The organism is Cupriavidus sp. MP-37 (genome assembly GCF_020618415.1).
Taxonomy (GTDB): domain Bacteria; phylum Pseudomonadota; class Gammaproteobacteria; order Burkholderiales; family Burkholderiaceae; genus Cupriavidus.
Window position 1 is genome coordinate 899677 of the sequence record NZ_CP085345.1, and the last position, 24125, is coordinate 923801.

The following is a 24125-nucleotide window of genomic DNA, read 5'->3' on the forward strand; positions in this document are numbered from 1 at the left end:
GATGAGCCATCCCCACCATCCCGAAACCTGGACCGCCGTCTGCACCGTACGCGATATCGTGCCCAATACTGGTGTGTGCGCGCTGGTCGACGACCGGCAGGTCGCCGTATTCCGCATCGGCCGCGGCGACGAGGTCTACGCCATCGACAACTTCGACCCCAACGCGCAGGCCGCGGTGCTGTCGCGCGGGCTGGTCGGCAACCTGGGCGAACGCCTGGTGGTGGCCTCTCCGATCTACAAGCACCACTTCGACCTGCGCACCGGCGAATGCCTGGAAGCGCCCGAGCACTCGGTCAACGCCTACGCCGCGCGCGTCTATGACGGCAAGGTATGGATCGCCGCCGCCGCGGCCGTGCGCGAGGCCGAGGAAGAACTCGCAGCCTGACCCTGGCCCCTATCGATGCTGCCCCTGCCCACCTGCCCCGCCCACGGAGATGCCGGCATGACGCCTTCCGCCACCCCCCAAGCCCGACCACGCCTGGTCGTCGTCGGCAACGGCATGGCCGGCATGCGCACCGTCGAGGAGCTGCTGCGGCTGGCGCCGGACCTGTACGACATCACGGTGTTCGGCGCCGAGCCGCACGGCAACTACAACCGCATCCTGCTGTCGCCCGTGCTGGCCGGCGAGAAGACCGTGGCGGACATCATGCTCAACACGCGCGAGTGGTACGAAGAGAACGGCATCGAGCTGCTCGCCGGCGATCCGGTGGTCGCGATCGACCGGCCGCGCCGCATCGTGCGTTCCGCCTCGGGACGCGAGGTGCGCTATGACCGCCTGCTGCTGGCCACCGGCTCGAAGCCGTTCATCATTCCGGTGCCGGGCCACCAGCTCGACGGCGTGATCGCATTCCGCGACATCCAGGACGTCGAGACCATGCTGCATGCCGCCCGCAACCACCGCCACGCGGTGGTGATCGGCGGCGGCCTGCTCGGGCTGGAGGCAGCCAACGGCCTGCTGCGCCAGGGCATGGACGTAACCGTGGTGCACCTGGCCGACTGCCTGATGGAGCGCCAGCTCGACAAGCCCGCCGCCACGCTGCTCAAGGGCGCGCTGGAACGCAAGGGCCTGCGTTTCCTGCTGAGCGCGCAGACCGCCGCGATCCTCGGCACCGAACGCGTCACCGGCGTGCGTTTCCAGGACGGCAGCGAGATCCCCGCCGACCTGGTGGTGATGACCGCCGGCGTGCGCCCCAATATCGAACTGGCCGCCAGCGCGGGCCTGCACTGCGAGCGCGCCATCGTCGTCGACGACACGCTGCAGACCTACGATCCGCGCATCTACGCCGTGGGCGAATGCGTGCAGCATCGCCAGGCCACCTTCGGCCTGGTCGCACCGATCTGGGACCAGGCGCGCGTGTGCGCCGCGCACCTGGCCGGCGCCGGCCATCGCCGCTACGTGCAGCAGGCCACCGCCACCAAACTGAAAGTGACCGGCGTCGACCTGTACTCGGCCGGCGACTTCATCGGCGGCGAAGGCAGTGAAGACCTGGTGCTGCGCGACGCGCGCCGCGGCGTCTACAAGCGCCTGGTGCTGCAGGACGGGCGCCTGGTCGGCGCCGTGCTGTACGGCGACGTGCAGGACGGTGCCTGGTATTTCGACCTGATCCAGCAACGCAAGCCGGTGGCGGCGCTGCGCCAGCGCCTGCTGTTCGGCAAGGCGCAGTGCGAAGCGCTCGCTGCCTAGCCTCACCCAAGCCATATAACGCCCCGCACGGAGAACGCGTGAACCTGTCCGACATCCCGGTGGTCTCTGCAACCCCGACCACTACCACCGCCACCACGTGCCCGTACTGCGGCGTCGGCTGCGGCGTGCGTGCCACGGTGCGCGCCGACGGCCGGGTCGAGATCGCCGGCGACGCGCAGCATCCGTCCAACCAGGGCCGGCTTTGCGTCAAGGGTTCTGCGCTCGGTGAAACGGTCGACCTGGAGGGCCGCCTGCTCCACCCCAAGCGGCGCGATGCGGACGGCCAGTTGCGGCAGGTGTCATGGGACCACGCGCTCGACACCGTGGCGCAGGGCTTTACCGACATCATCCGCCGCCATGGCCCGGATTCGGTCGCGCTCTACGTCTCGGGCCAGCTGCTGACCGAGGACTACTACGTCGCCAACAAGCTGATGAAGGGCTTTATCGGCAGCGCCAATATCGATACCAACTCGCGCCTGTGCATGTCGTCGGCAGTGGCCGGCCACAAGCGCGCCTTTGGCGAAGACCTGGTGCCGGGCAACTACGAAGACCTGGAACTGGCTGACCTGGTGGTGCTGGTGGGCTCCAACACCGCGTGGTGCCATCCGATCCTGTTCCAGCGCTTGTCCCGGGCCAAGGAAGCCCGCCCGGAGATGAAGATCGTGGCGATCGACCCGCGCCGCACCGCCACCTGCGAACTGGCCGACCTGCACCTGGCGATCCGGCCGGGCACCGATGTGTGGCTGTTCAACGGGCTGCTGAGCTACCTGGCGCGTGAAGGACACGCCAACGCTGCCTTCGTCGCCGCCAGCACCGCGGGACTGGATGAGGCCCTGCAGGCCGCCGACGCCGCCTGCGCCGATCCGGCTGCCGTGGCCCGCGCCTGCAAGCTGAACCTGCAGGACGTGCTGGACTTCTACGCATTGTTCGCACAGACCGGAAAGACCGTGACGGCCTTTTCGCAGGGCGTCAACCAGTCGTCCGCCGGGACCGACAAGGTCAACAGCATCATCAACTGCCACCTGCTCACCGGCCGTATCGGCCAGCCGGGCATGGGCCCGTTCTCGCTGACCGGCCAGCCCAACGCGATGGGCGGGCGCGAAGTCGGCGGCCTGGCCAACATGCTGGCCGCGCATATGGAACTGGCCAACCCGCTGCATCGCGACGTGGTGCAGGGCTTCTGGCAATCGCCGGCGATGGCCGACCGTCCTGGGCTGAAGGCGGTAGAGCTGTTCGAGGCCATCGAAGCCGGCCGCGTCAAGGCGGTCTGGGTGATCGCCACCAACCCGGTGGTGAGCCTGCCCGATGCCGACCAGGTGCGCCGTGCGCTGGCCAGGTGCGAACTGGTAGTCAGCAGCGACATCATCGAACGCACCGACACCAACGCCGCCGCGCATGTGCTGCTGCCCGCGCTGGGCTGGGGCGAGAAGGACGGCACCGTCACCAACTCGGAGCGGCGCATATCGCGCCAGCGCGCCTTCCTGCCGGCGCCCGGCGAAGCGCGCGCTGACTGGGACATCCTGTGCGAGGTGGCACGCCGCATGGGCTTTGGCGGCTTCGACTATGCCGGACCGCACCAGATCTTCGACGAACACGCGCGCCTGAGCGCATGGCGCAATGATGACGCGCCGCGCGCGTTCGATATCGGCGGGCTGGCCGGCCTGGACCCTATGCGCTATGACGCACTGGAACCAGTGCAGTGGCCCGTGCCCGCGCAAGGCGCGCAGGATGCGCGGCGGTTGTTCGGCGACGGCCGCTACGCCCACGCCGACGGCCGCGCCCGCTTTGTCGCCACGCCGCCGCGCGCGCCGGCCCATGCGCCCGACGACGACTTCCCGCTGATCCTCAACACCGGCCGCGTGCGCGACCAGTGGCACACCATGACGCGCACCGGCAAGTCGGCCAAACTGGCCGATCACCTGCCCGAGCCCTTTGTCGACATGCACCCGCAGGACGCGCTGCTGTGCGGCGTGGGCGAAGGCAAGCTCGCGCGCGTCAGCACGCGCTGGGGCGCGATGGTCGCACGCGTGCGGCATGGCGGCGGCATTCCGCGCGGCAGCGTGTTCGTGCCGATCCACTGGAACGGGCAGTTCAGCTCCGACGCGCGCGTCGGCGCGCTGGTCAATCCGGTGGTCGATCCCGTTTCCGGCGAGCCCGAGTTCAAGCACACCCCCGTGCGGGTGGAGCCGTTCGGCGTGCACTGGCATGGCTTCATGCTGAGCCGCCGCGCGTTGCCGGCGGAAGCGCTGACCTACTGGACGCGGGTGCAGGGGCGCCAGTTCCAGCGCTACGAATTCGCCGGCCGCGATACCGTCGCCGATCGCACCGCCTGGGCACGCGCGCTGCTCGGCGTGAGCGATCCGGACGCCGACTGGCTGGAATACGAGGACCGCGCCGCCGGGGTCTATCACGCCGGCCATGTCGTCGATGACCGGCTCGAGGCCTGCGTCTATGTATCGACACGTCCCGAATTGCCGTCGCGTGCCTGGCTCGCCGGCCTGTTCGGACGCGAGCGGCTGGACGACGCCGACCGGATCGGCCTGCTGCTCGGACAGCCGATGGAGAAAGGCGCCGACACCGGCCCCACGGTGTGCTCTTGCTTCGGCGTGGGGCGCAACACCATCTGCGATGCGGTGCGCCAGCACGACCTGAAGACGCCCGCCGAGATCACGGCCTGCGTCAAGGCCGGCGGCAACTGCGGCTCATGCGTGCCGGAGCTGAAGAAGCTGCTGGTGGAGGTGCGCGTGGCCGAAGCGGCCTGAGCTTTCACCACGCATTAGGCATCCTTCACGAGAACCAGATTGTGGTCGCCGCGGCTTGGCGCCATGCTAGCCGCGCAATAGCGACAAGCCGCGCCGGACCCACGGCGCGGCACCAATCTGGAGACAGCAATGAAGGATGCGAAGTATTGGCACGCCGGTCCGCGATGGCTGGCTGGTGTGCTGGTAACGGCCTCTGCCTTGACAGGCGCTTCGGGCGTGGCAGCGGCCGATACCTTTCCCGCCAAGCCGATCACGCTGGTGGTCCCCTATTCCGCCGGCGGCCCGACCGATGTCGTCGCCCGCACGCTGGCGCAAGCCATGTCGCAAGACCTTGGCCAGAGCGTGGTGGTGGAAAACCGCACCGGTGCCGGCGGCACCGTGGCCGCCGCCTTTGTCGCCCGCGCGCACGCCGACGGCTATACGCTGCTGATCCACCACAACGGCATGGCGACCGCGCCGGCGCTGTACAAGAAGCTGTCGTATGCGCCGCTGAAGGACTTCGAATACGTCGGCCAGGTCGCGGACGTGCCGATGACGCTGATGGGCCGCAAGGACCTGCCGGCAAAGACGGTGCCCGAACTGATCCGGCACGTCACGCAAAACAAGGACAAGGTGTCGCTGGCCAACGCCGGGCTCGGCGCCGTCTCCCAGCTTTGCGGGCTGTTGTTCGAGCAATCGGTGAACGTGAAGCTGAACGCGATTCCCTACCAGGGCGCGGGTCCTGCGCTGACCGCGCTGCTGGGCGGCCAGGTCGACCTGCTGTGCGACCAGACCACGGCCACCCTGCCGCATATCCAGGCTGATCGCGTACGCCTGTTCGGCGTTACCACGCCGGCACGGATCAAGGCACTGCCGAATGCCCCAACGCTGCAGGAAGGTGGCCTCAAAGGCTTTGACGTCAAGGTCTGGCACGGCATCTACGCGCCGAAGGGCACGCCCTCCGCCGCGGTCGAACGGCTGACCAGGTCGTTGCAGAAGGGCCTGAAGGATCCGGCCGTGATCAAGAAACTGGATGGACTCGGCGCGGAAATCGTACCCGTCGACAAGCAGACGCCGGAAGGCCTGCGGACGCTGCTGAAGGCGGAAAGCGACAAGTGGCAACCGCTGCTGAAGTCGATGAAGGTCGAGGCGGACTAAGCCAGCTTCCCACAGTCCCTTTTCCGGCAATACGTTAGAATCTCGTATCTTCCGGGCGGACCCTCCTGGTCCGCCTATCCCGCCTGACTGGTGCCCCGCGCGCACCGCTTCTGCCTGTGCGGCCGCTGCGGCGCCGTTCAATTCCCCGATTTAGCTGGTTTTACCCATCGATGCCGTCGCGTTGCGTCAGCTTGACGCATGCTTCGGCTATCCGTCATCACCTATCGATCCCACGGAGTTTGCGAATGCCCTCGCCGTTCCTGCTGCCTGTCCTGGCCATTACCGTCTGCATGGTCGGGGCCGCGGAGTTCATGCTGGCACCGATGCTGGCGCCCCTCGCAACGGCCTTCAACACGTCACCGACGCAGGCCGCGGGCCTGGTCTCGGCCTACGCCTTGTCCTACGCCGCGGCGGCGCCGCTGATGGGCTGGCTGTCGGATCGCGCCGGACGGCGCGGAGTGCTGCTCGCCGCCATGCTGCTGTTCACGGCGGATAGCCTCGCCCTGACTCTGGTCCCTACGCTGCAGGCGGCCATGGCCCTGCGAATCCTGGGCGGCCTGGCCGCTGCCGCGACGATTCCGACCGTCTTCGCCCTGATCGCCGACCGGATTCCGCCGACGAGACAGGCGGGCGCCATGGGTGGCGTCATGCTTGGCATGACCGCGGGCATCGCGGCCGGGCCCGCCATGGCCGGCTTGCTGGCCGACGCGTGGGGTTGGCGCGCGCCGTTTCTGCTGGTCGCCGGGAGTTGCCTTGCCGCATTCGCCGCGGGCTGGTTCGTGATTCCGCACGATTTGTCACGCGCCAGCTTGATCCGGAAGCCGTCGGCGAGCACGGAGCCAGGGTCAGGCGTGTTCCGTCTTCTGCTGGCGAAGGGCGCCTGGAACGGCAGCGCGGTTGCCGGCTATGTCTTTGCGGGCGAAGTGCTGCGGGTGCGATATGGGCTGGATGTGGCGGCTGTCGGCATCGCCGTTTCGGTATTTGGCCTCGGGCTGGCTATCGGCAACATACTCGCCGGACATGCCAGCCGGCGCTATGGGCGCGAGGAAAACACGCTGGTGCTCGCTACCGTGATGGTCGCCGCCTCCATGACATTGTTCCTGACCAAGGCCATGGCGCTGCCGGTGGCAGTGGGATGCTTGCTGGCCTGGGGATCCGCACTGGGTATCGCGGCACCTGCCAGCACCGCTATCCTCGCGCAGCGGGCGGGTGCAAACAAAGGAAAGGTGCTGGCGGCGTCGGAGAGCGTCAATAACGTTGCCGTACTGATGCTGTTGCCGGTTGCGGCGAGGGCGTCGACAACATATGGCGTTACGCCTGCGGCCGCGTTGCTCGGTGGAATCTGCCTGGCCGGGGCCATCCTGGGTGCCACTGTCCTGCGCCGGGCGGTCTAGCAAGAAAATGCGAGCGCTGGCTCGAGCGCCGCGCCAAAGACAAAACCCCTCGCAGCGTTCGCTGTCGAGGGGTTTTGGGGATAAGAGCCTGGCGATGACCTACTTTCACACGGGTAATCCGCACTATCATCGGCGCGGAGTCGTTTCACGGACCTGTTCGGGATGGGAAGGGGTGGTTCCAACTCGCTATGGTCACCAGGCATGAGGGGTTGTGGCGCTGTCGGATGGGACAGCGTCACGAATCGGGATGTAGTGTTGGTTGTGTGTGTATCGAGGCACAAGGCGACGATCAACCAGGTGAAACACACTGGTTATAGGATCAAGCCTTACGGGCAATTAGTACTGGTTAGCTTAACGCATTACTGCGCTTCCACACCCAGCCTATCAACGTCCTGGTCTCGAACGACCCTTCAAGGAGGTCAAGCCTCCAGGGAATCCTCATCTTCAGGCGAGTTTCCCGCTTAGATGCTTTCAGCGGTTATCTCTTCCGTACATAGCTACCCTGCGATGCCTCTGGCGAGACAACAGGTACACCAGCGGTACGTCCACTCCGGTCCTCTCGTACTAGGAGCAGCCCCCGTCAAGATTCCAACGCCCACGGCAGATAGGGACCAAACTGTCTCACGACGTTTTAAACCCAGCTCACGTACCTCTTTAAATGGCGAACAGCCATACCCTTGGGACCGGCTACAGCCCCAGGATGAGATGAGCCGACATCGAGGTGCCAAACACCGCCGTCGATATGAACTCTTGGGCGGTATCAGCCTGTTATCCCCAGAGTACCTTTTATCCGTTGAGCGATGGCCCTTCCATTCAGAACCACCGGATCACTATGTCCTGCTTTCGCACCTGCTCGACTTGTCGGTCTCGCAGTTAAGCACGCTTTTGCCATTGCACTTTAGGTACGATGTCCGACCGTACCAAGCGTACCTTCGAACTCCTCCGTTACACTTTGGGAGGAGACCGCCCCAGTCAAACTGCCTACCATGCACTGTCCCCGACCCGGATTCACGGGCCAAGGTTAGAACCTCAAACAAACCAGGGTGGTATTTCAAGGACGGCTCCACGTAGACTAGCGTCCACGCTTCAAAGCCTCCCACCTATCCTACACAGATCGGTTCAAAGTCCAATGCAAAGCTACAGTAAAGGTTCATGGGGTCTTTCCGTCTAGCCGCGGGGAGATTGCATCATCACAAACACTTCAACTTCGCTGAGTCTCGGGAGGAGACAGTGTGGCCATCGTTACGCCATTCGTGCAGGTCGGAACTTACCCGACAAGGAATTTCGCTACCTTAGGACCGTTATAGTTACGGCCGCCGTTTACCGGGACTTCAATCAAGAGCTTGCACCCCATCATTTAATCTTCCGGCACCGGGCAGGCGTCACACCCTATACGTCCACTTTCGTGTTTGCAGAGTGCTGTGTTTTTATTAAACAGTCGCAGCCACCATTTTATTGCAACCCCTTCACCCTTCTGGCGCAGGCCAGTCAAGCTACCAGGGCGTACCTTATCCCGAAGTTACGGTACCAATTTGCCGAGTTCCTTCTCCCGAGTTCTCTCAAGCGCCTTAGAATACTCATCTCGCCCACCTGTGTCGGTTTGCGGTACGGTCTCGTATGACTGAAGCTTAGAGGCTTTTCTTGGAACCACTTCCAATTGCTTCGCAGCACTAGGCCGCTCGCCCCATAGCCTTGAATTACGCGCCCGGATTTGCCTAAGCGCCTTCTCCACTACAGGGACCGGGACTTCCAACACCCGGACAACCTTCCGCGATCCGTCCCCCCATCGCATCATACGACGGTGCAGGAATATTAACCTGCTTCCCATCAGCTACGCATCTCTGCCTCGCCTTAGGGGCCGACTCACCCTACGCCGATGAACGTTGCGTAGGAAACCTTGGGCTTACGGCGAGGGGGCCTTTCACCCCCTTTATCGCTACTCATGTCAGCATTCGCACTTCTGATACCTCCAGCATCCTTTACAAGACACCTTCACAGGCTTACAGAACGCTCTCCTACCACGCGTGCGCTCCTTTAAATCCACTAGCACAACCACCCACGATCATTGTTGGTGGCTTTGTCGATGCTGCGCATCGACAAGCTTGGTGCACTTAAAGGAACGCACGCGTCCGCAGCTTCGGTGACTGGCTTAGCCCCGTTACATCTTCCGCGCAGGACGACTCGATCAGTGAGCTATTACGCTTTCTTTAAAGGGTGGCTGCTTCTAAGCCAACCTCCTGACTGTTTTAGCCTTCCCACTTCGTTTCCCACTTAGCCAATCTTGGGGACCTTAGCTGGCGGTCTGGGTTGTTTCCCTCTTGACACCGGACGTTAGCACCCGATGTCTGTCTCCCGTGATTGCACTCTTCGGTATTCGGAGTTTGCTATGGCGGGGTAATCAGCAATAGACCCCCCAACCATGACAGTGCTCTACCCCCGAAGGTGAGACACGAGGCACTACCTAAATAGTTTTCGGAGAGAACCAGCTATTTCCAGATTTGTTTAGCCTTTCACCCCTATCCACAGCTCATCCCCTAACTTTTCAACGTTAGTGGGTTCGGTCCTCCAGTACGTGTTACCGCACCTTCAACCTGGCCATGGATAGATCATCTGGTTTCGGGTCTACACCCAGCGACTCAACGCCCTGTTCGGACTCGCTTTCGCTACGCCTTCCCTAATCGGTTAAGCTTGCCACTGAATGTAAGTCGCTGACCCATTATACAAAAGGTACGCCGTCACCCCCGAAAGGGCTCCGACTGTTTGTATGCATGCGGTTTCAGGATCTATTTCACTCCCCTCCCGGGGTTCTTTTCGCCTTTCCCTCACGGTACTGGTTCACTATCGGTCGATCACGAGTATTTAGCCTTGGAGGATGGTCCCCCCATCTTCAGACAGGATTTCACGTGTCCCGCCCTACTTGTCGCACACCTAGTTCCACAAGTCTGTTTTCGCATACAGGGCTATCACCTGCTATGGCCGGGCTTTCCATCCCGTTTTGCTAACAGTCCTGCTAAAGAGTGCAAGGCTCTTCCCATTTCGTTCGCCACTACTTTGGGAATCTCGGTTGATTTCTGTTCCTGCAGCTACTTAGATGTTTCAGTTCGCCGCGTTCGCTTCCCTTGCCTATGTATTCAGCAAGGGATGACCCATACGGGCCGGGTTTCCCCATTCGGACATCTCCGGATCAAAGCTCGTTTGCCAGCTCCCCGAAGCTTTTCGCAGGCTACCGCGTCCTTCATCGCCTGTGATCGCCAAGGCATCCACCACATGCACTTGTTCGCTTGACCCTATAACAAGTGTGTCTCGAAGACACGCTCACTACAGGTTGAGTTCTCGCATTTGTGCCGTATTCCAAGTCATCTTTCGATCACTTTAAAATACATTTGGTTGATACAATCACAACCCGGTATCGCGCTATACAACTGTGCTTCTCATCAAAGCACCGCGACACCTTTACTACATCCCATATTGTTAAAGAACAGCCGATCTTGCGATCGCTTGGCAATGCCAAAGGAAAGCACTCAGCAAGCGCTTTCCTTTGACAACCAACTCCAGGTATCCGTACTCACTCAATCAGAGGTAGTGGTGGAGGATGACGGGATCGAACCGACGACCCCCTGCTTGCAAAGCAGGTGCTCTCCCAGCTGAGCTAATCCCCCTCGGATAACTTGGTGGGTCTGGTAGGACTTGAACCTACGACCCCCGCCTTATCAAGACGGTGCTCTAACCACCTGAGCTACAGACCCTTGGCTGTAACAGCAAACAAACCGATAAGTGTGAACGCTAGGCTTGAGACACAAGCCTCTGGAAAGGAGGTGATCCAGCCGCACCTTCCGATACGGCTACCTTGTTACGACTTCACCCCAGTCATGAACCCTGCCGTGGTAATCGCCCTCCTTGCGGTTAGGCTAACTACTTCTGGCAAAACCCACTCCCATGGTGTGACGGGCGGTGTGTACAAGACCCGGGAACGTATTCACCGCGGCATGCTGATCCGCGATTACTAGCGATTCCAGCTTCACGTAGTCGAGTTGCAGACTACGATCCGGACTACGATGCGTTTTCTGGGATTAGCTCCCCCTCGCGGGTTGGCAACCCTCTGTACGCACCATTGTATGACGTGTGAAGCCCTACCCATAAGGGCCATGAGGACTTGACGTCATCCCCACCTTCCTCCGGTTTGTCACCGGCAGTCTCTCTAGAGTGCTCTTGCGTAGCAACTAGAGACAAGGGTTGCGCTCGTTGCGGGACTTAACCCAACATCTCACGACACGAGCTGACGACAGCCATGCAGCACCTGTGTCCACTTTCCCTTTCGGGCACCTAATGCATCTCTGCTTCGTTAGTGGCATGTCAAGGGTAGGTAAGGTTTTTCGCGTTGCATCGAATTAATCCACATCATCCACCGCTTGTGCGGGTCCCCGTCAATTCCTTTGAGTTTTAATCTTGCGACCGTACTCCCCAGGCGGTCAACTTCACGCGTTAGCTACGTTACTGAAGAAATGAATCCCCAACAACTAGTTGACATCGTTTAGGGCGTGGACTACCAGGGTATCTAATCCTGTTTGCTCCCCACGCTTTCGTGCATGAGCGTCAGTCACGTCCCAGGGGGCTGCCTTCGCCATCGGTATTCCTCCACATCTCTACGCATTTCACTGCTACACGTGGAATTCTACCCCCCTCTGACATACTCTAGCCTGACAGTCACAAGCGCCATTCCCAAGTTGAGCTCGGGGATTTCACGCCTGTCTTATCAAACCGCCTGCGCACGCTTTACGCCCAGTAATTCCGATTAACGCTCGCACCCTACGTATTACCGCGGCTGCTGGCACGTAGTTAGCCGGTGCTTATTCTTCCGGTACCGTCATCGACCCGGGGTATTAACCCAGGCCATTTCTTTCCGGACAAAAGTGCTTTACAACCCGAAGGCCTTCTTCACACACGCGGCATTGCTGGATCAGGGTTGCCCCCATTGTCCAAAATTCCCCACTGCTGCCTCCCGTAGGAGTCTGGGCCGTGTCTCAGTCCCAGTGTGGCTGATCGTCCTCTCAGACCAGCTACTGATCGTCGCCTTGGTAGGCCTTTACCCCACCAACTAGCTAATCAGACATCGGCCGCTCCTATCGCGCGAGGCCTTGCGGTCCCCCGCTTTCACCCTCGGGTCGTATGCGGTATTAGCTAATCTTTCGACTAGTTATCCCCCACGACAGGGCACGTTCCGATGTATTACTCACCCGTTCGCCACTCGCCGCCAGGCCGAAGCCCGCGCTGCCGTTCGACTTGCATGTGTAAGGCATGCCGCCAGCGTTCAATCTGAGCCAGGATCAAACTCTTCAGTTCAATCTCTGTGTGCCCCGAAGGGCTCGCTCTTTCGAGCGGTCGCTCACTCTCAGAAAACTGACTGACCAGATCCGAAGATCCAGTCACGTTTTGCTGTGCGAGCACTGTATAACTTGAAGCATCACTGTCCGTAGACAGTGGCGTCCGCTACCCAGCGCCCACACTTATCGGTTGTTTGTTTGTTAAAGAACTTCGCCACCCGGCTTTGCCGTTCAGCGCGCTGCGTTGTCTGCAGCAGAGAAACGAGATTATGCAGAGCTTTCTTCGTTTCGTCAACCGTTCGCAGCAATCTTTTTTGCTGCCGCCGGCGCTGCAAACCTTGCTGCGCCAGCCTTCCGGCCAACCCCGCAACCGTTGCTGCGCCTGCCTTGCAGGGGCCGCGTCGTGTTGCGAGGGGGCGAATAGTAAGCGAGCGCGGCGGGGTTGGCAAGGGGGTATTTGAAAACTTCTTCGTGCCGCCATCGGCGGGCCCTTAAAATCGGCAAATGCCTGACTTGCCTACCTATCAACCGTCGCGCCTGCCAGCGGACGGTACCCGCCTGCTCGACGCGCAGTCACTGGCCGCGGCGCTGTCGCGTCCTATCGTCTTTGTCGACCTGGAGACCACCGGCGCGGACGCCCAGCGTGACCGCATCACCGAGATCGGAGTGGTCGAAGTTGGCCCGGACGGCATTGTCGAATGGGACACCCTGCTCGATCCCGGCATGTCGATTCCGCCGTTTATCCAGCGCATGACCGGCATCAGCGACGACATGGTGCGCGGTCAGCCGACCTTTGAATCCCTGGCGGAGTCGCTCGTGGAGCGCCTGCAGGGCCGCCTGTTCGTGGCCCATAACGCACGCTTCGATTATGGCTTCCTGAAGAATGCATTCCGGCGCGCCGGCGTGACGTTTCGTGCCGACGTGCTGTGTACCGTAAGGCTCTCGCGGTCGCTGTTCCCGTCAGTCGAGCGCCATGGCCTGGACGCGCTGATCGCCCGCTTCGGCCTGACGCCCAAGGGCCGGCACCGCGCGCTGGCCGATGCCGAGCTGCTTTGGCAGTTCTGGCAGAAGATTCACGCCACCTATTCGGTCGACCTGGTGGAAGCGGCCGTGCGCACGCTGGTGCGCCGCGCCAGCCTGCCGGCAGGCCTGGAAGAAACCGCACTCGAAGACGTGCCCGCGGCGCCGGGCGTCTATATCTTCTACGGCGACGAGGACGTGCCGCTCTATGTCGGCAAGAGCGTGCATCTGCGCCAGCGCATCGGCGCGCATTTTTCCGGCGACTACCGGTATGGCAAGGATATGCGGCTGGCGCGGCTGGTGCGCCGGGTCGAGTGGCGGGAAACCGGCGGCGAAACCGGCGCGCTGTTGCTGGAAGCGCAACTCGTCAAGGCGATGCAGCCGGTGCACAACCAGTTGTTGCGCCGGAATACGCGCCTGTACGCCTGGGAGCTGCCGCAGCAGTTGCCGGTGCCGCGCCTGCGCTCGGATCGCGACACGGACTTCTGCCGGCATCGCGGCCTGTTCGGCGTCTTTGGCAGCCGCGGCGCGGCCGAAGCGCGCTTGCGCGCGCTGGCCGAGGAGCACGGCCTGTGCATGGCGACGCTGTCGCTGGAGAAAACCACGCGCCGTGGCAGTCCCTGCTTTGCGCGACAGGTCCACCGCTGCGCCGGCGCGTGCGTCGGCGTGGAATCGTCGCGCGAACACCGGGCCCGTCTGGCCGCAGCGCTGGCGCCGATCGCGCTGCTGCCGTGGCCGTACGACGGCGCGGTGGCCTGGCGCGAGCAACACGGCGGGCGCGCATGGTGGCATGTCGTGGACGAATGGTGCTACCTGGGCTGCGCGGCCACGCTGGAGGAAGCCAGCACGCTGGCCTCCGCGCCCGCGCATTTCGACCTGGACACCTATCAGATCCTCGCGCCGCGCCGGGATCAATGGATGCCGGACGCGCTGCCGCTGTCCGTGCAGCGCGCTTTCACGCTGACTGCGCCGGAAGCGCCCGCCGAACCCCCGCGCCCTGCGCGCGCGGCTACCGCGATGGCGCCGCGCAAATCTGCTGCCAGCGCCGGGCAGCAAACCCTGGGCTTGTTTGCCGACTGAGCAGCCCTTGCCGCAGGTTCCGGCCATCCGTACGCCAGCCCCCACAACGCGCTTGCAAACGATGTGACGGCTCCACTAGTCTCCACAAACCGGCCCTTGCCGCCGGCTGCGCCGATGTGGAGCCGCCATGCCCGCCAATCCAGCCCGACTTGCATATGCCGCCCGATCGATCGGGCGCAGCCATGCGCGCGCCGCTGCCCTGTGCGCGGCGACGCTTGCGGCGGCCTGCGCGGGGATCGGGACAAGCGCGATGCAAGACATCATCGACTCCTGGCAGCGCGTGCCGGTCGATGAAGCGAAACGCCAGTGGGGTCCGCCGCAGGCGGTGCAGGCCCTTCCCGTCGGCACCGCCTATGTCTGGACCGATTCCGTCCCGACCGCGCGGCCGCCGGGCAGCGGCCCGCGCGATGCCGGCATGGAGCGCACGCTCGTGCCGGGGCAGTGCCAGCGCAAGTTGATCGCCGACCCCAATGGCATCGTGACTGGCGGCGAGTGGCGCGGCGATGCCTGCTGCATTACCGCGCTGGCCGGGCGCTGCGCCGCGCTCAAATATCGGGCCCGCGGCTGAACGCAGCCGTTGCCCCGCTCCTGTCCCACCGCGCTCAGCGTTCCGGCCACGCGCCGGTATCGGCCAGCACCGGCGAGAATTCCCGGAAGGCGAAGCGCAGCGGCAGCGCGCGCTCGCGCCGCACCACGCGCTCGACATGCAGGCGCACCAGGCGCTCGGCGCCGGCGTAGGCGGCCAGTTCCTCCCCTTCCCAGATCACTTCGGCGCGCCCGCCCACATGCAGCAGCGAACCGTCGGCAAAGTCCGGCACGACGATGCCCGCGCGGGGGTCGGCCAGCAGGTTGCCAATCGTGTTGAAGAAATTGTTCCCATTGAAATCCGGGAACGTCAGGGTCCGGGCGTCGTCCACGCGGATAAAACCTGGCTTGCCGCCCCGGTGCGAGACATCGACACCGCCGGTGTGCTCGCCCTCGTCCTGCGACGCGGTATGGCTGGACGCGATGAACAGTGTATCGGCGCCGCGCAGCCACGCGCTGGCCCGCGCGTCGAGTGCGTCGCCATGCCACGGCGCAGGCGCGGCGGCAGGCTCGGCAACGGCGACGTCGCGCAGCTGGATGTAGCGCGGACAGTTGCCGAAGCTCTGCTCGACCTCGACCGTGAGCCCCGCCTCATCCCGCGCCACGATGATCCCGTTCATGCGGTTGCGCCGGCGCGTGTGCAGCTCGATGCCGAGCAGCCCGATGCGCGCGCCCTGCTCCAGCGCCGCAGCGAGCGGATCGCCGGGCAGCGGCACGGCGTCGATGCGCAGATGCGTGGCGTCAGGCGTCTGCGCAAACCCTGGCGGCCCGACCAGCAGCGTGGCCCACGGCATGCCGTCGGCATCGACCGCGCCGGCCAGCAGGAACGGCAGCTGCGCGAAGAACGTGCGGTGCTGTTCCGGCATCTCGCCGCGGATCACGCGCGGACCCGCCGCGGCCATCCGCTCGCGCTTGCCGGCGCGCTGCTGCGCCGCGAGTTCGCCAGCGTGGAAGGGCAGGCCGGCATGCGGCCAGGTGGGCAGGTCCATGATCGGCTCCCGGGAAGGTGAATCGCTCGACGTTCGGCGGACGCGATGGCTAGGCAGCCAGGCCGGGCTTCGATACCACCATCGGCACGAAGCCCGGCAAGGCTTCGACCCGGCGCAGCCAGGCATTTAGCGCGGGGTACGGGGCCAGCGGCACGTTGCCTTCCTCGGCGCGGGCGATATAGCTGTAGGCGGCCACATCGGCAATGGTGGCGTGATCGGCGGCCAGGAAAGCGCCCCCGGCCACCACCGACTCCATCAGCGTGAACAGCCGCTGCGCGCGGGCGACGGCATCTTCCATCGGCACCGGCCGGCCGAACAGCACGCCCAGGCGCGCCGCAGCCGGGCCGAATGCAATCTCGCCGGCAGCCACCGACAGCCAGCGTTGCACGCGGGCCGCACCGAGCGGATCCCGCGGCAACCAGCGGCCGTCGTCATAGCGCGTGGCCAGGTAGACCAGGATCGCGTTGGAATCGCCCACCACCACGCCGTCGTCGTCCAGCACCGGCACCTGGCCGAACGGGTTCAGGCGCAGGAAGGCCTCGCTGCGCTGCTCGCCGCCGCGCAGGTCGACGTCCACCAGCCGGTACGGCAAGCCCAGCAGCCCCAGCATCAGTTCGGCGCGATGCGCGTGGCCGGACAGCGGCGAACGGTACAGCACCAGCGGCCTGGCGGGCACTGCGGGGGGATTGGTCTGCTGCATGGCACTCTCCTCAGCGGTTGGTATGGACGGATTCTCGGTGCGGGCGACGCTGGAATAAATAGGGCCATTGGTATTTGACTACTCCAGAAAATGGAGTAATGTTTGGCGCCATGGACAAGCTACGTGCAATGCAGACCTTTGTTCGGATCGTCGACGAAGGCAGCCTGACGGCCGCGGCGGCGTCGCTGCGCACCTCGCTGCCGGCGGTGGTGCGTACGCTGGCGGCGCTCGAGTCCGAACTGCAGGTGCGGCTGCTGAACCGCACCACGCGGCGGCTGTCGCTGACCGCCGAGGGGCGCAGCTACCTGGACGGCTGCCGGCGCATCCTGGCCAATATCGACGAAGTCGAGGCGGGACTGAGCGCCAGCCATGTCGAGCCCAGCGGCCAGCTCACGCTGACCGCGCCGGTCTTGTTCGGCCAGCTGTACGTGGCGCCGGCGGTGACGCGCTTCGTGCAGCGCTATCCGCGCGTGCGCTGCCGCATGGAGTTCACCGACCGGGTGGTGAACCTGCTCGAGGAAGACCTGGACGTGGGCGTGCGCATCGGCCCGCTGGCCGACTCCACGCTGGTGGCGCGATCCGTCGGCCATATCCGGCGCGTGGTGGTCGCCACGCCCGGCTACCTGCGCAAGCACGGCGTGCCGCGCCATCCGGAGGCGCTGGCGAGCGCCAACTGCGTGCGCTTCACCGGCAACCATGCGCACTGGTGGTCGTTCCGCGATGGCGAACGCGAGTTCCATGTGCCGGTGTCCGGCAACCTGGAATTCAACCAGACCGCCCCCGCCGTGGCCGCCTGCGCCGCCGGTGCCGGCTTCGGCCATTTCCTGTCGTACCAGGTCGCGCAACTGGTGGAGGAGCGCAAGCTGCGCATCGTGCTGGAGGATTTCGAACTGCCGGCGTGGCCGCTGTCGCTGATCTATCCCCACGCGCGGCTGCTGCCGGCGCGCACGCGCGCCTTCATCGACTGGATGCGCGACGAGCTGAGCCCGAGGTTCAACTGAACCCGTATCCTCCCGCGCTCGCGTTCGGAATGTTCTGATCGTTCGGCCTGGCAAAGCGCAAAGGAGCGGGCTTGCACCGTCGTGCGCCACTCGGCATCTACCCGGGACATTTGCAGGGCCAGCCGACAAAACCCCTTGACGCGCTGCCGTGCGCACCGGTATTTTCAAATTCGAATCCGAATTCGAATACGGAAATACGACCATGTCAGCGACGCCTTCCAGCTTCCCCGCCAACGCTTCCTTCCCCCGTATCGACACCCCTTCGATCCTGCAGCCGCCCCGCCAGCGCCGTGCCCGCGAGACCGAGCAGGCCTTGCTGGGCGCAGGCCGCGAACTGCTTGCGACGCGCGACTTTGCCGCGGTATCGGTGGCACAGATCGCGGCGGCGTGCCAGGTCTCGGTGGGCGCCTTCTACGGGCGCTTCCGCGACAAGATGGCCTATTTCGAAGCCCTGCGCGCGCTGGTGATGGAAGAGACCTCTGCCTCGATCGACCGCTACCTGGCCCAGGAACGCTGGGAAGATGTCGCCACGCCGGTGCTGCTGGAAAAGACCGCCAGGTTCATGGTGCTCGGCACGCTGGCCAACCGCGGCGTGATGCGCGCATCGCTGCGCCATGCCTCCACGCGCCCCGAGGAATGGCTGCCCCACCGCCAGAACGGTGAAGCAATCGTCGAGCGCATGGTGCAGCTGCTGGTGCCGCGCCTGACGCTGCCCGCCGATACGGCCGAACTGCGCGTGCGCTTTGCCATGCAGGCCGTGTTCAGCGTGCTGGTCAACGCCGTGCTCAATGAGTCCGGCCCGCTGCACCTCGACGACGAACGGCTGATCACCGAGCTGAGCCGTCTGATGGCAGGCTATCTCGGCGTCAGTCCGACCCAGACGGCCTGAGCCTGTCCGCCAGTACAGCCTGGTAATGCAGCCGGGCCATGGCTGCTATGAATTGCGCGGCGCTTGCTTGGCGGTGGCGCCGGCGCTCCCTAGAATGTCCCCACGCCCGGCCCCGCGCCGAGGCAGCCCTATCCGCCTCAAAGCCATATCGGGACCGCTCATGGCCACGCTTTTCCTCGTCCGTCACGGACAAGCCTCGTTCGGCGCCGCCAACTACGACTGCCTGTCGCCCACCGGCCGCCAGCAGGCGCGCTGGCTTGGCGAATATTTCGCCGAGCGCGGAATCAGCTTCAGCCGCGTCGTGGCGGGCACGCTGGTGCGCCAGCAGGATACCGCCACTGAAATCCTGGCCGGCATGGGGCAGCCGCAGGCCGCGGTGATCTCGCATCCCGGCCTGAACGAATACGACGGCGAGGCGCTGTACCGCTGCCACACCGGCGGCGCCGACCACCGCGCCCACCAGAACGGCGACTACAACGACTACTGGCGCACCTTCCGCGCGGCCTACGCGGCCTGGACGCAGGACGGGCTGGCCGACATGCCCGAGAGCTGGGCCGACTTCGGCGCGCGCATTGCCGGCGCGCTGGCGCAGGCCAGCGAGGGCACCACGCGCGAGGATGCGATCCTGGTGGTCAGCTCGGGCGGCGCCATCGGCCGCGCCACCGCCGACCTGCTCGGCGCGCCGGCGCAGGCTGCGATCGAAATGAACCTGCAGTTCCGCAATACCGCGTTCTGCGAGATCATCGTCGGCCGCGGCGTGCAGCGTCTGCTGAGCTTCAACAATGTGCCCCACCTCGAGCGTGCCGACCGGCGCAGCGCCGTGACCTTCGCCTGACATTGCGGGCCCGGCGCCGGCCGCCCACCAAATGACAATGGCCGCGATTTCGCGGCCATGCTTTATCTTTCTCCGGCTGCTGGCGCGGGCACTTTGACATGCCCGCGCCGCCGGTCCTTCTCCCTTTACCGCTCTGTGCCGCTGCGCCTCTGTCTTACAGGCGCTCGACGATGGTCACATTGGCCAGCCCGCCGCCTTCGCACATCGTCTGCAGGCCGTAGCGCTTGCCATGCGTATGCAGCGCATGCACCAGCGTGGTCATCAGCTTGGCGCCGGAGCCGCCGAGCGGATGGCCCAGCGCGATCGCGCCGCCGTGCACGTTCAGCCGTTCCGGATCGGCGCCGGTGGCCTTGAGCCAGGCCAGCGGCACCGGCGCGAAGGCTTCGTTGACTTCGAACAGGTCGATGTCGCCGATGCGCAGGCCGGCGCGCTTGAGCGCGACCTCGGTAGCCGGCAGCGGCGCTTCCAGCATCACCACCGGGTCATGGCCGATCACGGTCATGCTGTGCACGCGCGCCAGCGGCTTGACGCCCAGCTTCTTCAGACCGGCTTCGTTGACCACCATCAGGCCCGCGGCGCCATCGCAGATCTGGCTCGCGGTGGCGGCGGTGACACGGCCACCTTCGGCGATCAGCTTGACGCTGCCGATGCTTTCCAGCGTGGCGTCGTAGCGGATGCCTTCGTCGGTGGTATGCATCTCGCCATTGGCGCCGTCGGCCGTGCGCACTTCCACCGGCAGGATCTCGGCGCTGAAGCGGCCCGCCTTGGTGGCGGCGATGGCGCGCTGGTGGCTTTGCAGCGCGTAGGCGTCGAGCTGTTCGCGCGAGAGCTCGTACTTGCGCGCAATCATCTCGGCGCCGGTGAACTGGCTGAACTGCACGCCGGGGTAGCGCGCTTCGACGCCCGGGCTCTTGGGCACGCCGAAGCCGTTCTTGGCCGGCAATTGCGAGGACAGGCCCATCGGCACGCGCGTCATGCTTTCGACGCCGGCGGCAATGACGATGTCCATCGCGCCCGACATCACCGCCTGCGCGGCAAAGTGCAGGGCCTGCTGCGACGAACCGCACTGGCGGTCGACCGAGGTGCCCGGCACGCTTTCCGGCAGGCGCGACGCCAGGATCGCATTGCGCGCGACGTTGCCGGCCTGCTCGCCGACCTGGCTCACGCAACCCATGATGACGTCTTCGACCAGTGCCGGATCGGCGCCGGTGCGCTCCACCAGTGCGTCGAGCACCTGCGCCGCCAGGTCGGCCGGATGCCAGCCCGACAGCTTGCCGCCCTTGCGGCCGCCTGCGGTACGGACCGCCGCGACGATATATGCCTCTGCCATGTGATCTCCTTGGTTCGGTGCAGGCCGCCGGGGCAGCCCTTGTGTGTGCGGCACGCCGGCGCGGTGCCGGCAGCGTCGATGGCTATTGTTGCGCCGGGGGTGGCGGCCAGCGTCGTCGGAAGCGACGAAGTTGCCGCATCGCTCAGGCGCGCGGCGCCAGCACCGCGAATATTGCCGTGGCGCGCAGCAGGCAGCGCTCGCCGCTGAACAGCCGGCAGGTGCCGTAGCGCAGCCGCGAGCCGAGCTTGTCGAACTCCACGCGGGCTTCGACCCAGTCGCCCGGGCGCGCCGAATCGAGATAGTCGAGGCTCAGGTTGACCGTGACCGCGCTTTTGGCACGGCCGGTTTCCAGCGACATCATCATGCCGATCGCGGTATCGGCCAGCGTCGCCAGCATGCCGCCGTGCGGGATACCCAGGTTGTTCAGGTGGCTCTCGTCGATGCGCACCGCCAGCGTGCGGCGTTCGGCATGCAGGTAGAGCTGGCCGAAGCCGGCCATGTAGCCGCTCATCCGCCGCAGCGGGACAAAGCCTTCGGGCACGTCGGCGCCGGCTGCGGCCGGCGCGGCGATGGCGCGGGCCAGCGCCGCCTCGATTTCCGCCTCCGCCATGGCGTCAGGCGAAGTAGCGCGAGGCCACGCTGAGGTGCTCGCGGCAATCGGCGACCATGCGCTTGATCAGTTCTTCGCAAGTGGGGACGTCGTCGATCAGACCCACGCACTGGCCGGCGCTGATGATGCCGCCGTCGGTCTCGCCCGCCTTGAGCGCGGCCTTGCCGCGCACGCCGGCGACCAGGTGCTTGACGTCTTCGAACTGTGCGCCGCCGGGACGGCGTTCGATGCTGACCACTTCGTCCGACACCGCGTTCTTGAGCACGCGCGCGGTGTTGTGCAGGGTGCGGAAGATCAGGTTGGTGTCGCGCTCGCTGGCCTGCACCAGCGCCTGCTTGACGTTGTCGTGGATCGGCGCCTCGCGCGTGGCGCAGAAGCGCGTGCCCATGTTGACGCCTTCGGCGCCCAGCGCCAGCGCCGCCGCCATGCCGCGCCCGTCGGCGATGCCGCCCGAGGCGATCACCGGGATCGACAGCTTGCGCACCGCCTGCGGGATCAGCACCATGCCTGGCACATCGTCCTCGCCCGGATGGCCGGCGCACTCGAAGCCGTCGATCGAGACCGCATCCACGCCCAGCCGCTCGGCCGACAACGCGTGGCGCACCGCCACGCACTTGTGGATCACCTTGATGCCCGCGGCCTTGGCCCGCGCGATATGCTCCTTGGGGTTGTTGCCGGCGGTCTCGAGCACCTTGACGCCGCTCTCGATGATGACATCGAGGTAGCGCGCATATGGCGGCGGGTTGATCGACGGCAGCAGGGTCAGGTTCACGCCGAACGGCTTGTCGGTCATGTCGCGGCAGCGGCGGATCTCGGCCGCCAGGTCCTCGGGCGTGGGCTGCGTCAGCGCCGTCAGGATGCCCAGGCCGCCCGCGTTGGAAACGGCGGAGGCCATTTCCGCGTAGCCAACCCATTGCATGCCGCCCTGGATGATCGGGTAGCGGATGCCAAGCAATTCGGTGATGCGTGTCTTCATGGTGGTCCTTTTGCTGTCTGCGCCGGCAGAGGCAACGGCGCAATATCGTGATGTGCCGGCCCTGCCGCCTTCTCGGCACCAGTTTACGGTGCCGCGCGCCGTCACAGCCTCGTCGGAAGCGACGATTGCGGGCGGCGCAATCTGCACTAGTGTTGGGCGAGCCCCGCCCCCGCTGCCGGCGCTTGTCCCGGCACCTCCGGCGTCCCTTCCTACGTCCCAGCAGGAGCCCGCATGACGCAAGCCACGCCTTCGTTCGAAACCCTGCGCTACGCCGTCGAAGACGGTGTCGCGACCATCACCCTGCACCGCCCGGACCAGCTTAATGCCTTCACCGCGCAGATGATGCACGAGCTGATCGCTGCGTTCGACGCCACCGATGCCGATGACAACGTGCGCGCGGTGATCGTCACCGGCTCGGGCCGCGCGTTCTGCGCCGGTGCCGACCTGTCCGGCGGCAGTTCCACCTTCGATTTCGAAAAGCGCTATGGCGCCAGCCCCGACACCGCGCATCGCGATGGCGGCGGGCGCGTGTCGCTGCGCATCTTCCGCAGCCTCAAGCCGGTGATCGCCGCGGTCAACGGCGCCGCGGTCGGCGTGGGCGTGACCATGCAATTGCCGATGGATATTCGGCTGGCCTCGACCGACGCCAAGTTCGGCTTCGTCTTTGCCCGCCGCGGCATCACGCCGGAAGCGGCATCGTCGTGGTTCCTGTCGCGCGTGGTCGGCATCTCGACCGCGCTGGAGTGGTGCTATACCGGCCGCGTGTTCACTGCGCAGGAAGCGCATGAACGCGGCCTGGTGCGCTCGCTGCACGCCCCCGAAGACCTGTTGCCGGCGGCGCAGGCGATTGCGCGCGAGATCGCCGCCAATGCCGCGCCGGTGTCGGTGGCGATCTCGCGCCAGCTGATCTGGCGCATGGCCGGCGCCAGCCATCCGATGGAAGCGCACAAGCTCGACAGCCGCGCAATCCAGTCGCGCGGACGCTCCGCCGACGTCAAGGAAGGCGTCAGCGCGTTCCTGGAAAAGCGCCCCGCCGCGTTCCCGGAGACCGTGTCGCAGGACATGCCGGACTTCTTCGACTGGACCAGCGAGCCGCCCTTCGCCTGAGCCGCTTTTTTCCACGGAGTCACGATGAAAGTCAGCCAGGCCGTCGCCAGCCGCAAGTCCGTCCGCGGCTTCCTGCCCCGGGCGGTTGCGCCCGACACCATCCGCCGCGTGCTCGACGCCGCCGCGCGCGCCCCGTCCGGCGGCAACCTGCAGCCCTGGCATATCCATGTGGTCGGCGGCGAGGCGCTGGAGCGGCTGCGCGGCATCATGCGCACGCGCATTGCCGAGGCCCCCTCCGGCGAAGCGCGCGAGTATGACATCTACCCGCGCGAACTGGTCTCGCCCTACCGCGAGCGCCGCTTCCAGGTGGGCGAGGCGCTCTACCACCACCTCGGCATCCCGCGCGAGGACAAGGCCCGGCGGCTGGCGCAGTTCGCTCGCAACTTCACCTTCTTCGGCGCGCCGCTGGCGCTGTTCTGCACGGTGGACCGGCGCATGGGCCCGCCGCAATGGTCGGACCTCGGCATGTACCTGCAGACCGTGATGCTGCTGCTGCGCGAAGAAGGCCTGGACAGCTGCGCGCAGGAGTGCTGGGCGATGTATCCGCAGACCGTTGCCGATTTCCTGTCGCTGCCCGCCGAACGGATGCTGTTCAGCGGCATGGCGATCGGCTACGAAGACCCCGAGGCGCCCGCCAACCGCTTGCGCGCCGCGCGCGCGCCGCTGGCGGAATTCACCGAGTTCATGGGTATCTGAGCTGCCGGC

The 24125-nt window shown here is 65.3% G+C and carries 17 protein-coding genes, 2 tRNA genes and 3 rRNA genes; 12 read left to right on the forward strand and 10 right to left on the reverse strand.

Annotated features, from left to right (window positions below):
• The first annotated feature begins 1 nt into the window (after position 1).
• From nirD to LIN44_RS20635, 5 genes are all read left to right on the forward strand, one after another.
• Positions 2–385: a nitrite reductase small subunit NirD gene (gene nirD / locus LIN44_RS20615; protein ID WP_227316101.1), complete on the forward strand. Its 384-nt coding sequence runs from the start codon at positions 2–4 to the stop codon at positions 383–385.
• Between the two features lie 57 nt (positions 386–442).
• Positions 443–1684, forward strand: a complete 1242-nt coding sequence (locus LIN44_RS20620; RefSeq protein WP_227316102.1) for an NAD(P)/FAD-dependent oxidoreductase — start codon at positions 443–445, stop codon at positions 1682–1684.
• Positions 1685–1722: 38 nt separating this feature from the next.
• A complete protein-coding gene (locus LIN44_RS20625; RefSeq protein WP_227316103.1) occupies positions 1723–4446 on the forward strand; it encodes a nitrate reductase in 2724 nt (907 codons plus the stop codon).
• Between the two features lie 129 nt (positions 4447–4575).
• Entirely contained in the window at positions 4576–5583 is a 1008-nt protein-coding gene (locus LIN44_RS20630; protein ID WP_227316104.1) for a tripartite tricarboxylate transporter substrate-binding protein, read from the forward strand.
• Positions 5584–5828: 245 nt separating this feature from the next.
• Positions 5829–6977, forward strand: coding sequence for an MFS transporter (locus LIN44_RS20635; protein ID WP_227316105.1), 1149 nt, complete (start codon positions 5829–5831; stop codon positions 6975–6977).
• Between the two features lie 86 nt (positions 6978–7063).
• Here LIN44_RS20635 and rrf read toward each other — a convergent pair.
• The 5 genes from rrf to LIN44_RS20660 form a co-directional block, all read right to left on the reverse strand.
• Positions 7064–7177, reverse strand: a 5S ribosomal RNA gene (gene rrf / locus LIN44_RS20640).
• A gap of 115 nt (positions 7178–7292) precedes the next feature.
• A 23S ribosomal RNA gene (locus tag LIN44_RS20645) occupies positions 7293–10264 on the reverse strand.
• Positions 10265–10560: 296 nt separating this feature from the next.
• Positions 10561–10636, reverse strand: a tRNA-Ala gene (locus LIN44_RS20650).
• 10 nt (positions 10637–10646) lie between these two features.
• Positions 10647–10723 (reverse strand) — tRNA-Ile (locus LIN44_RS20655).
• Between the two features lie 62 nt (positions 10724–10785).
• Positions 10786–12317 (reverse strand): 16S ribosomal RNA (locus LIN44_RS20660).
• The 16S, 23S and 5S rRNA genes sit together here with 2 tRNA genes alongside, the layout of an rRNA operon.
• Before the next feature lie 485 nt (positions 12318–12802).
• Between LIN44_RS20660 and LIN44_RS20665 the strand changes: the two genes are divergently transcribed.
• Complete coding sequence (locus tag LIN44_RS20665; protein WP_227316106.1) at positions 12803–14398, forward strand: 3'-5' exonuclease family protein; 1596 nt, start codon at positions 12803–12805, stop codon at positions 14396–14398.
• A gap of 127 nt (positions 14399–14525) precedes the next feature.
• Entirely contained in the window at positions 14526–14966 is a 441-nt protein-coding gene (locus LIN44_RS20670) for a hypothetical protein (RefSeq protein ID WP_227316107.1), read from the forward strand.
• Positions 14967–15000: 34 nt separating this feature from the next.
• On the opposite strand, the gene LIN44_RS20675 is transcribed toward LIN44_RS20670, so the two are convergent.
• Both LIN44_RS20675 and LIN44_RS20680 read right to left on the reverse strand, forming a co-directional pair.
• Positions 15001–15972, reverse strand: a complete 972-nt coding sequence (locus LIN44_RS20675; RefSeq protein WP_227316108.1) for a pyridoxamine 5'-phosphate oxidase family protein — start codon at positions 15970–15972, stop codon at positions 15001–15003.
• 49 nt (positions 15973–16021) lie between these two features.
• Positions 16022–16672, reverse strand: a complete 651-nt coding sequence (locus tag LIN44_RS20680; RefSeq protein ID WP_227316109.1) for a glutathione S-transferase family protein — start codon at positions 16670–16672, stop codon at positions 16022–16024.
• Between the two features lie 98 nt (positions 16673–16770).
• Here LIN44_RS20680 and LIN44_RS20685 point away from each other — a divergent pair, with 98 nt between their 5' ends.
• The 3 genes from LIN44_RS20685 to LIN44_RS20695 all read left to right on the forward strand — a co-directional run bounded on the left by LIN44_RS20685 (position 16771) and on the right by LIN44_RS20695 (position 19397).
• A complete protein-coding gene (locus LIN44_RS20685) occupies positions 16771–17673 on the forward strand; it encodes a LysR family transcriptional regulator (protein WP_227316110.1) in 903 nt (300 codons plus the stop codon).
• A gap of 202 nt (positions 17674–17875) precedes the next feature.
• Positions 17876–18562 (forward strand): TetR/AcrR family transcriptional regulator, encoded by a 687-nt coding sequence (locus tag LIN44_RS20690; RefSeq protein WP_227316111.1) that lies wholly within the window; start codon positions 17876–17878, stop codon positions 18560–18562.
• Positions 18563–18722: 160 nt separating this feature from the next.
• Positions 18723–19397 carry a histidine phosphatase family protein gene (locus LIN44_RS20695; RefSeq protein ID WP_227316112.1) on the forward strand — a complete coding sequence of 225 codons (675 nt, stop codon included), beginning with the start codon at positions 18723–18725 and terminating at the stop codon, positions 19395–19397.
• A gap of 154 nt (positions 19398–19551) precedes the next feature.
• Here LIN44_RS20695 and LIN44_RS20700 read toward each other — a convergent pair whose 3' ends face one another.
• The 3 genes from LIN44_RS20700 to LIN44_RS20710 all read right to left on the reverse strand — a co-directional run bounded on the left by LIN44_RS20700 (position 19552) and on the right by LIN44_RS20710 (position 22313).
• A complete protein-coding gene (locus tag LIN44_RS20700) occupies positions 19552–20727 on the reverse strand; it encodes an acetyl-CoA C-acetyltransferase (RefSeq protein WP_115712659.1) in 1176 nt (391 codons plus the stop codon).
• Positions 20728–20869: 142 nt separating this feature from the next.
• A complete protein-coding gene (locus tag LIN44_RS20705) occupies positions 20870–21337 on the reverse strand; it encodes a PaaI family thioesterase (RefSeq protein WP_227316113.1) in 468 nt (155 codons plus the stop codon).
• Positions 21338–21341: 4 nt separating this feature from the next.
• Complete coding sequence (locus LIN44_RS20710; protein ID WP_227316114.1) at positions 21342–22313, reverse strand: nitronate monooxygenase family protein; 972 nt, start codon at positions 22311–22313, stop codon at positions 21342–21344.
• 231 nt (positions 22314–22544) lie between these two features.
• Here LIN44_RS20710 and LIN44_RS20715 point away from each other — a divergent pair, with 231 nt between their 5' ends.
• Both LIN44_RS20715 and LIN44_RS20720 read left to right on the forward strand, forming a co-directional pair.
• Positions 22545–23420: a crotonase/enoyl-CoA hydratase family protein gene (locus LIN44_RS20715; RefSeq protein ID WP_227316115.1), complete on the forward strand. Its 876-nt coding sequence runs from the start codon at positions 22545–22547 to the stop codon at positions 23418–23420.
• 24 nt (positions 23421–23444) lie between these two features.
• Positions 23445–24116: a nitroreductase gene (locus LIN44_RS20720; protein ID WP_227316116.1), complete on the forward strand. Its 672-nt coding sequence runs from the start codon at positions 23445–23447 to the stop codon at positions 24114–24116.
• Positions 24117–24125: the final 9 nt, after the last annotated feature.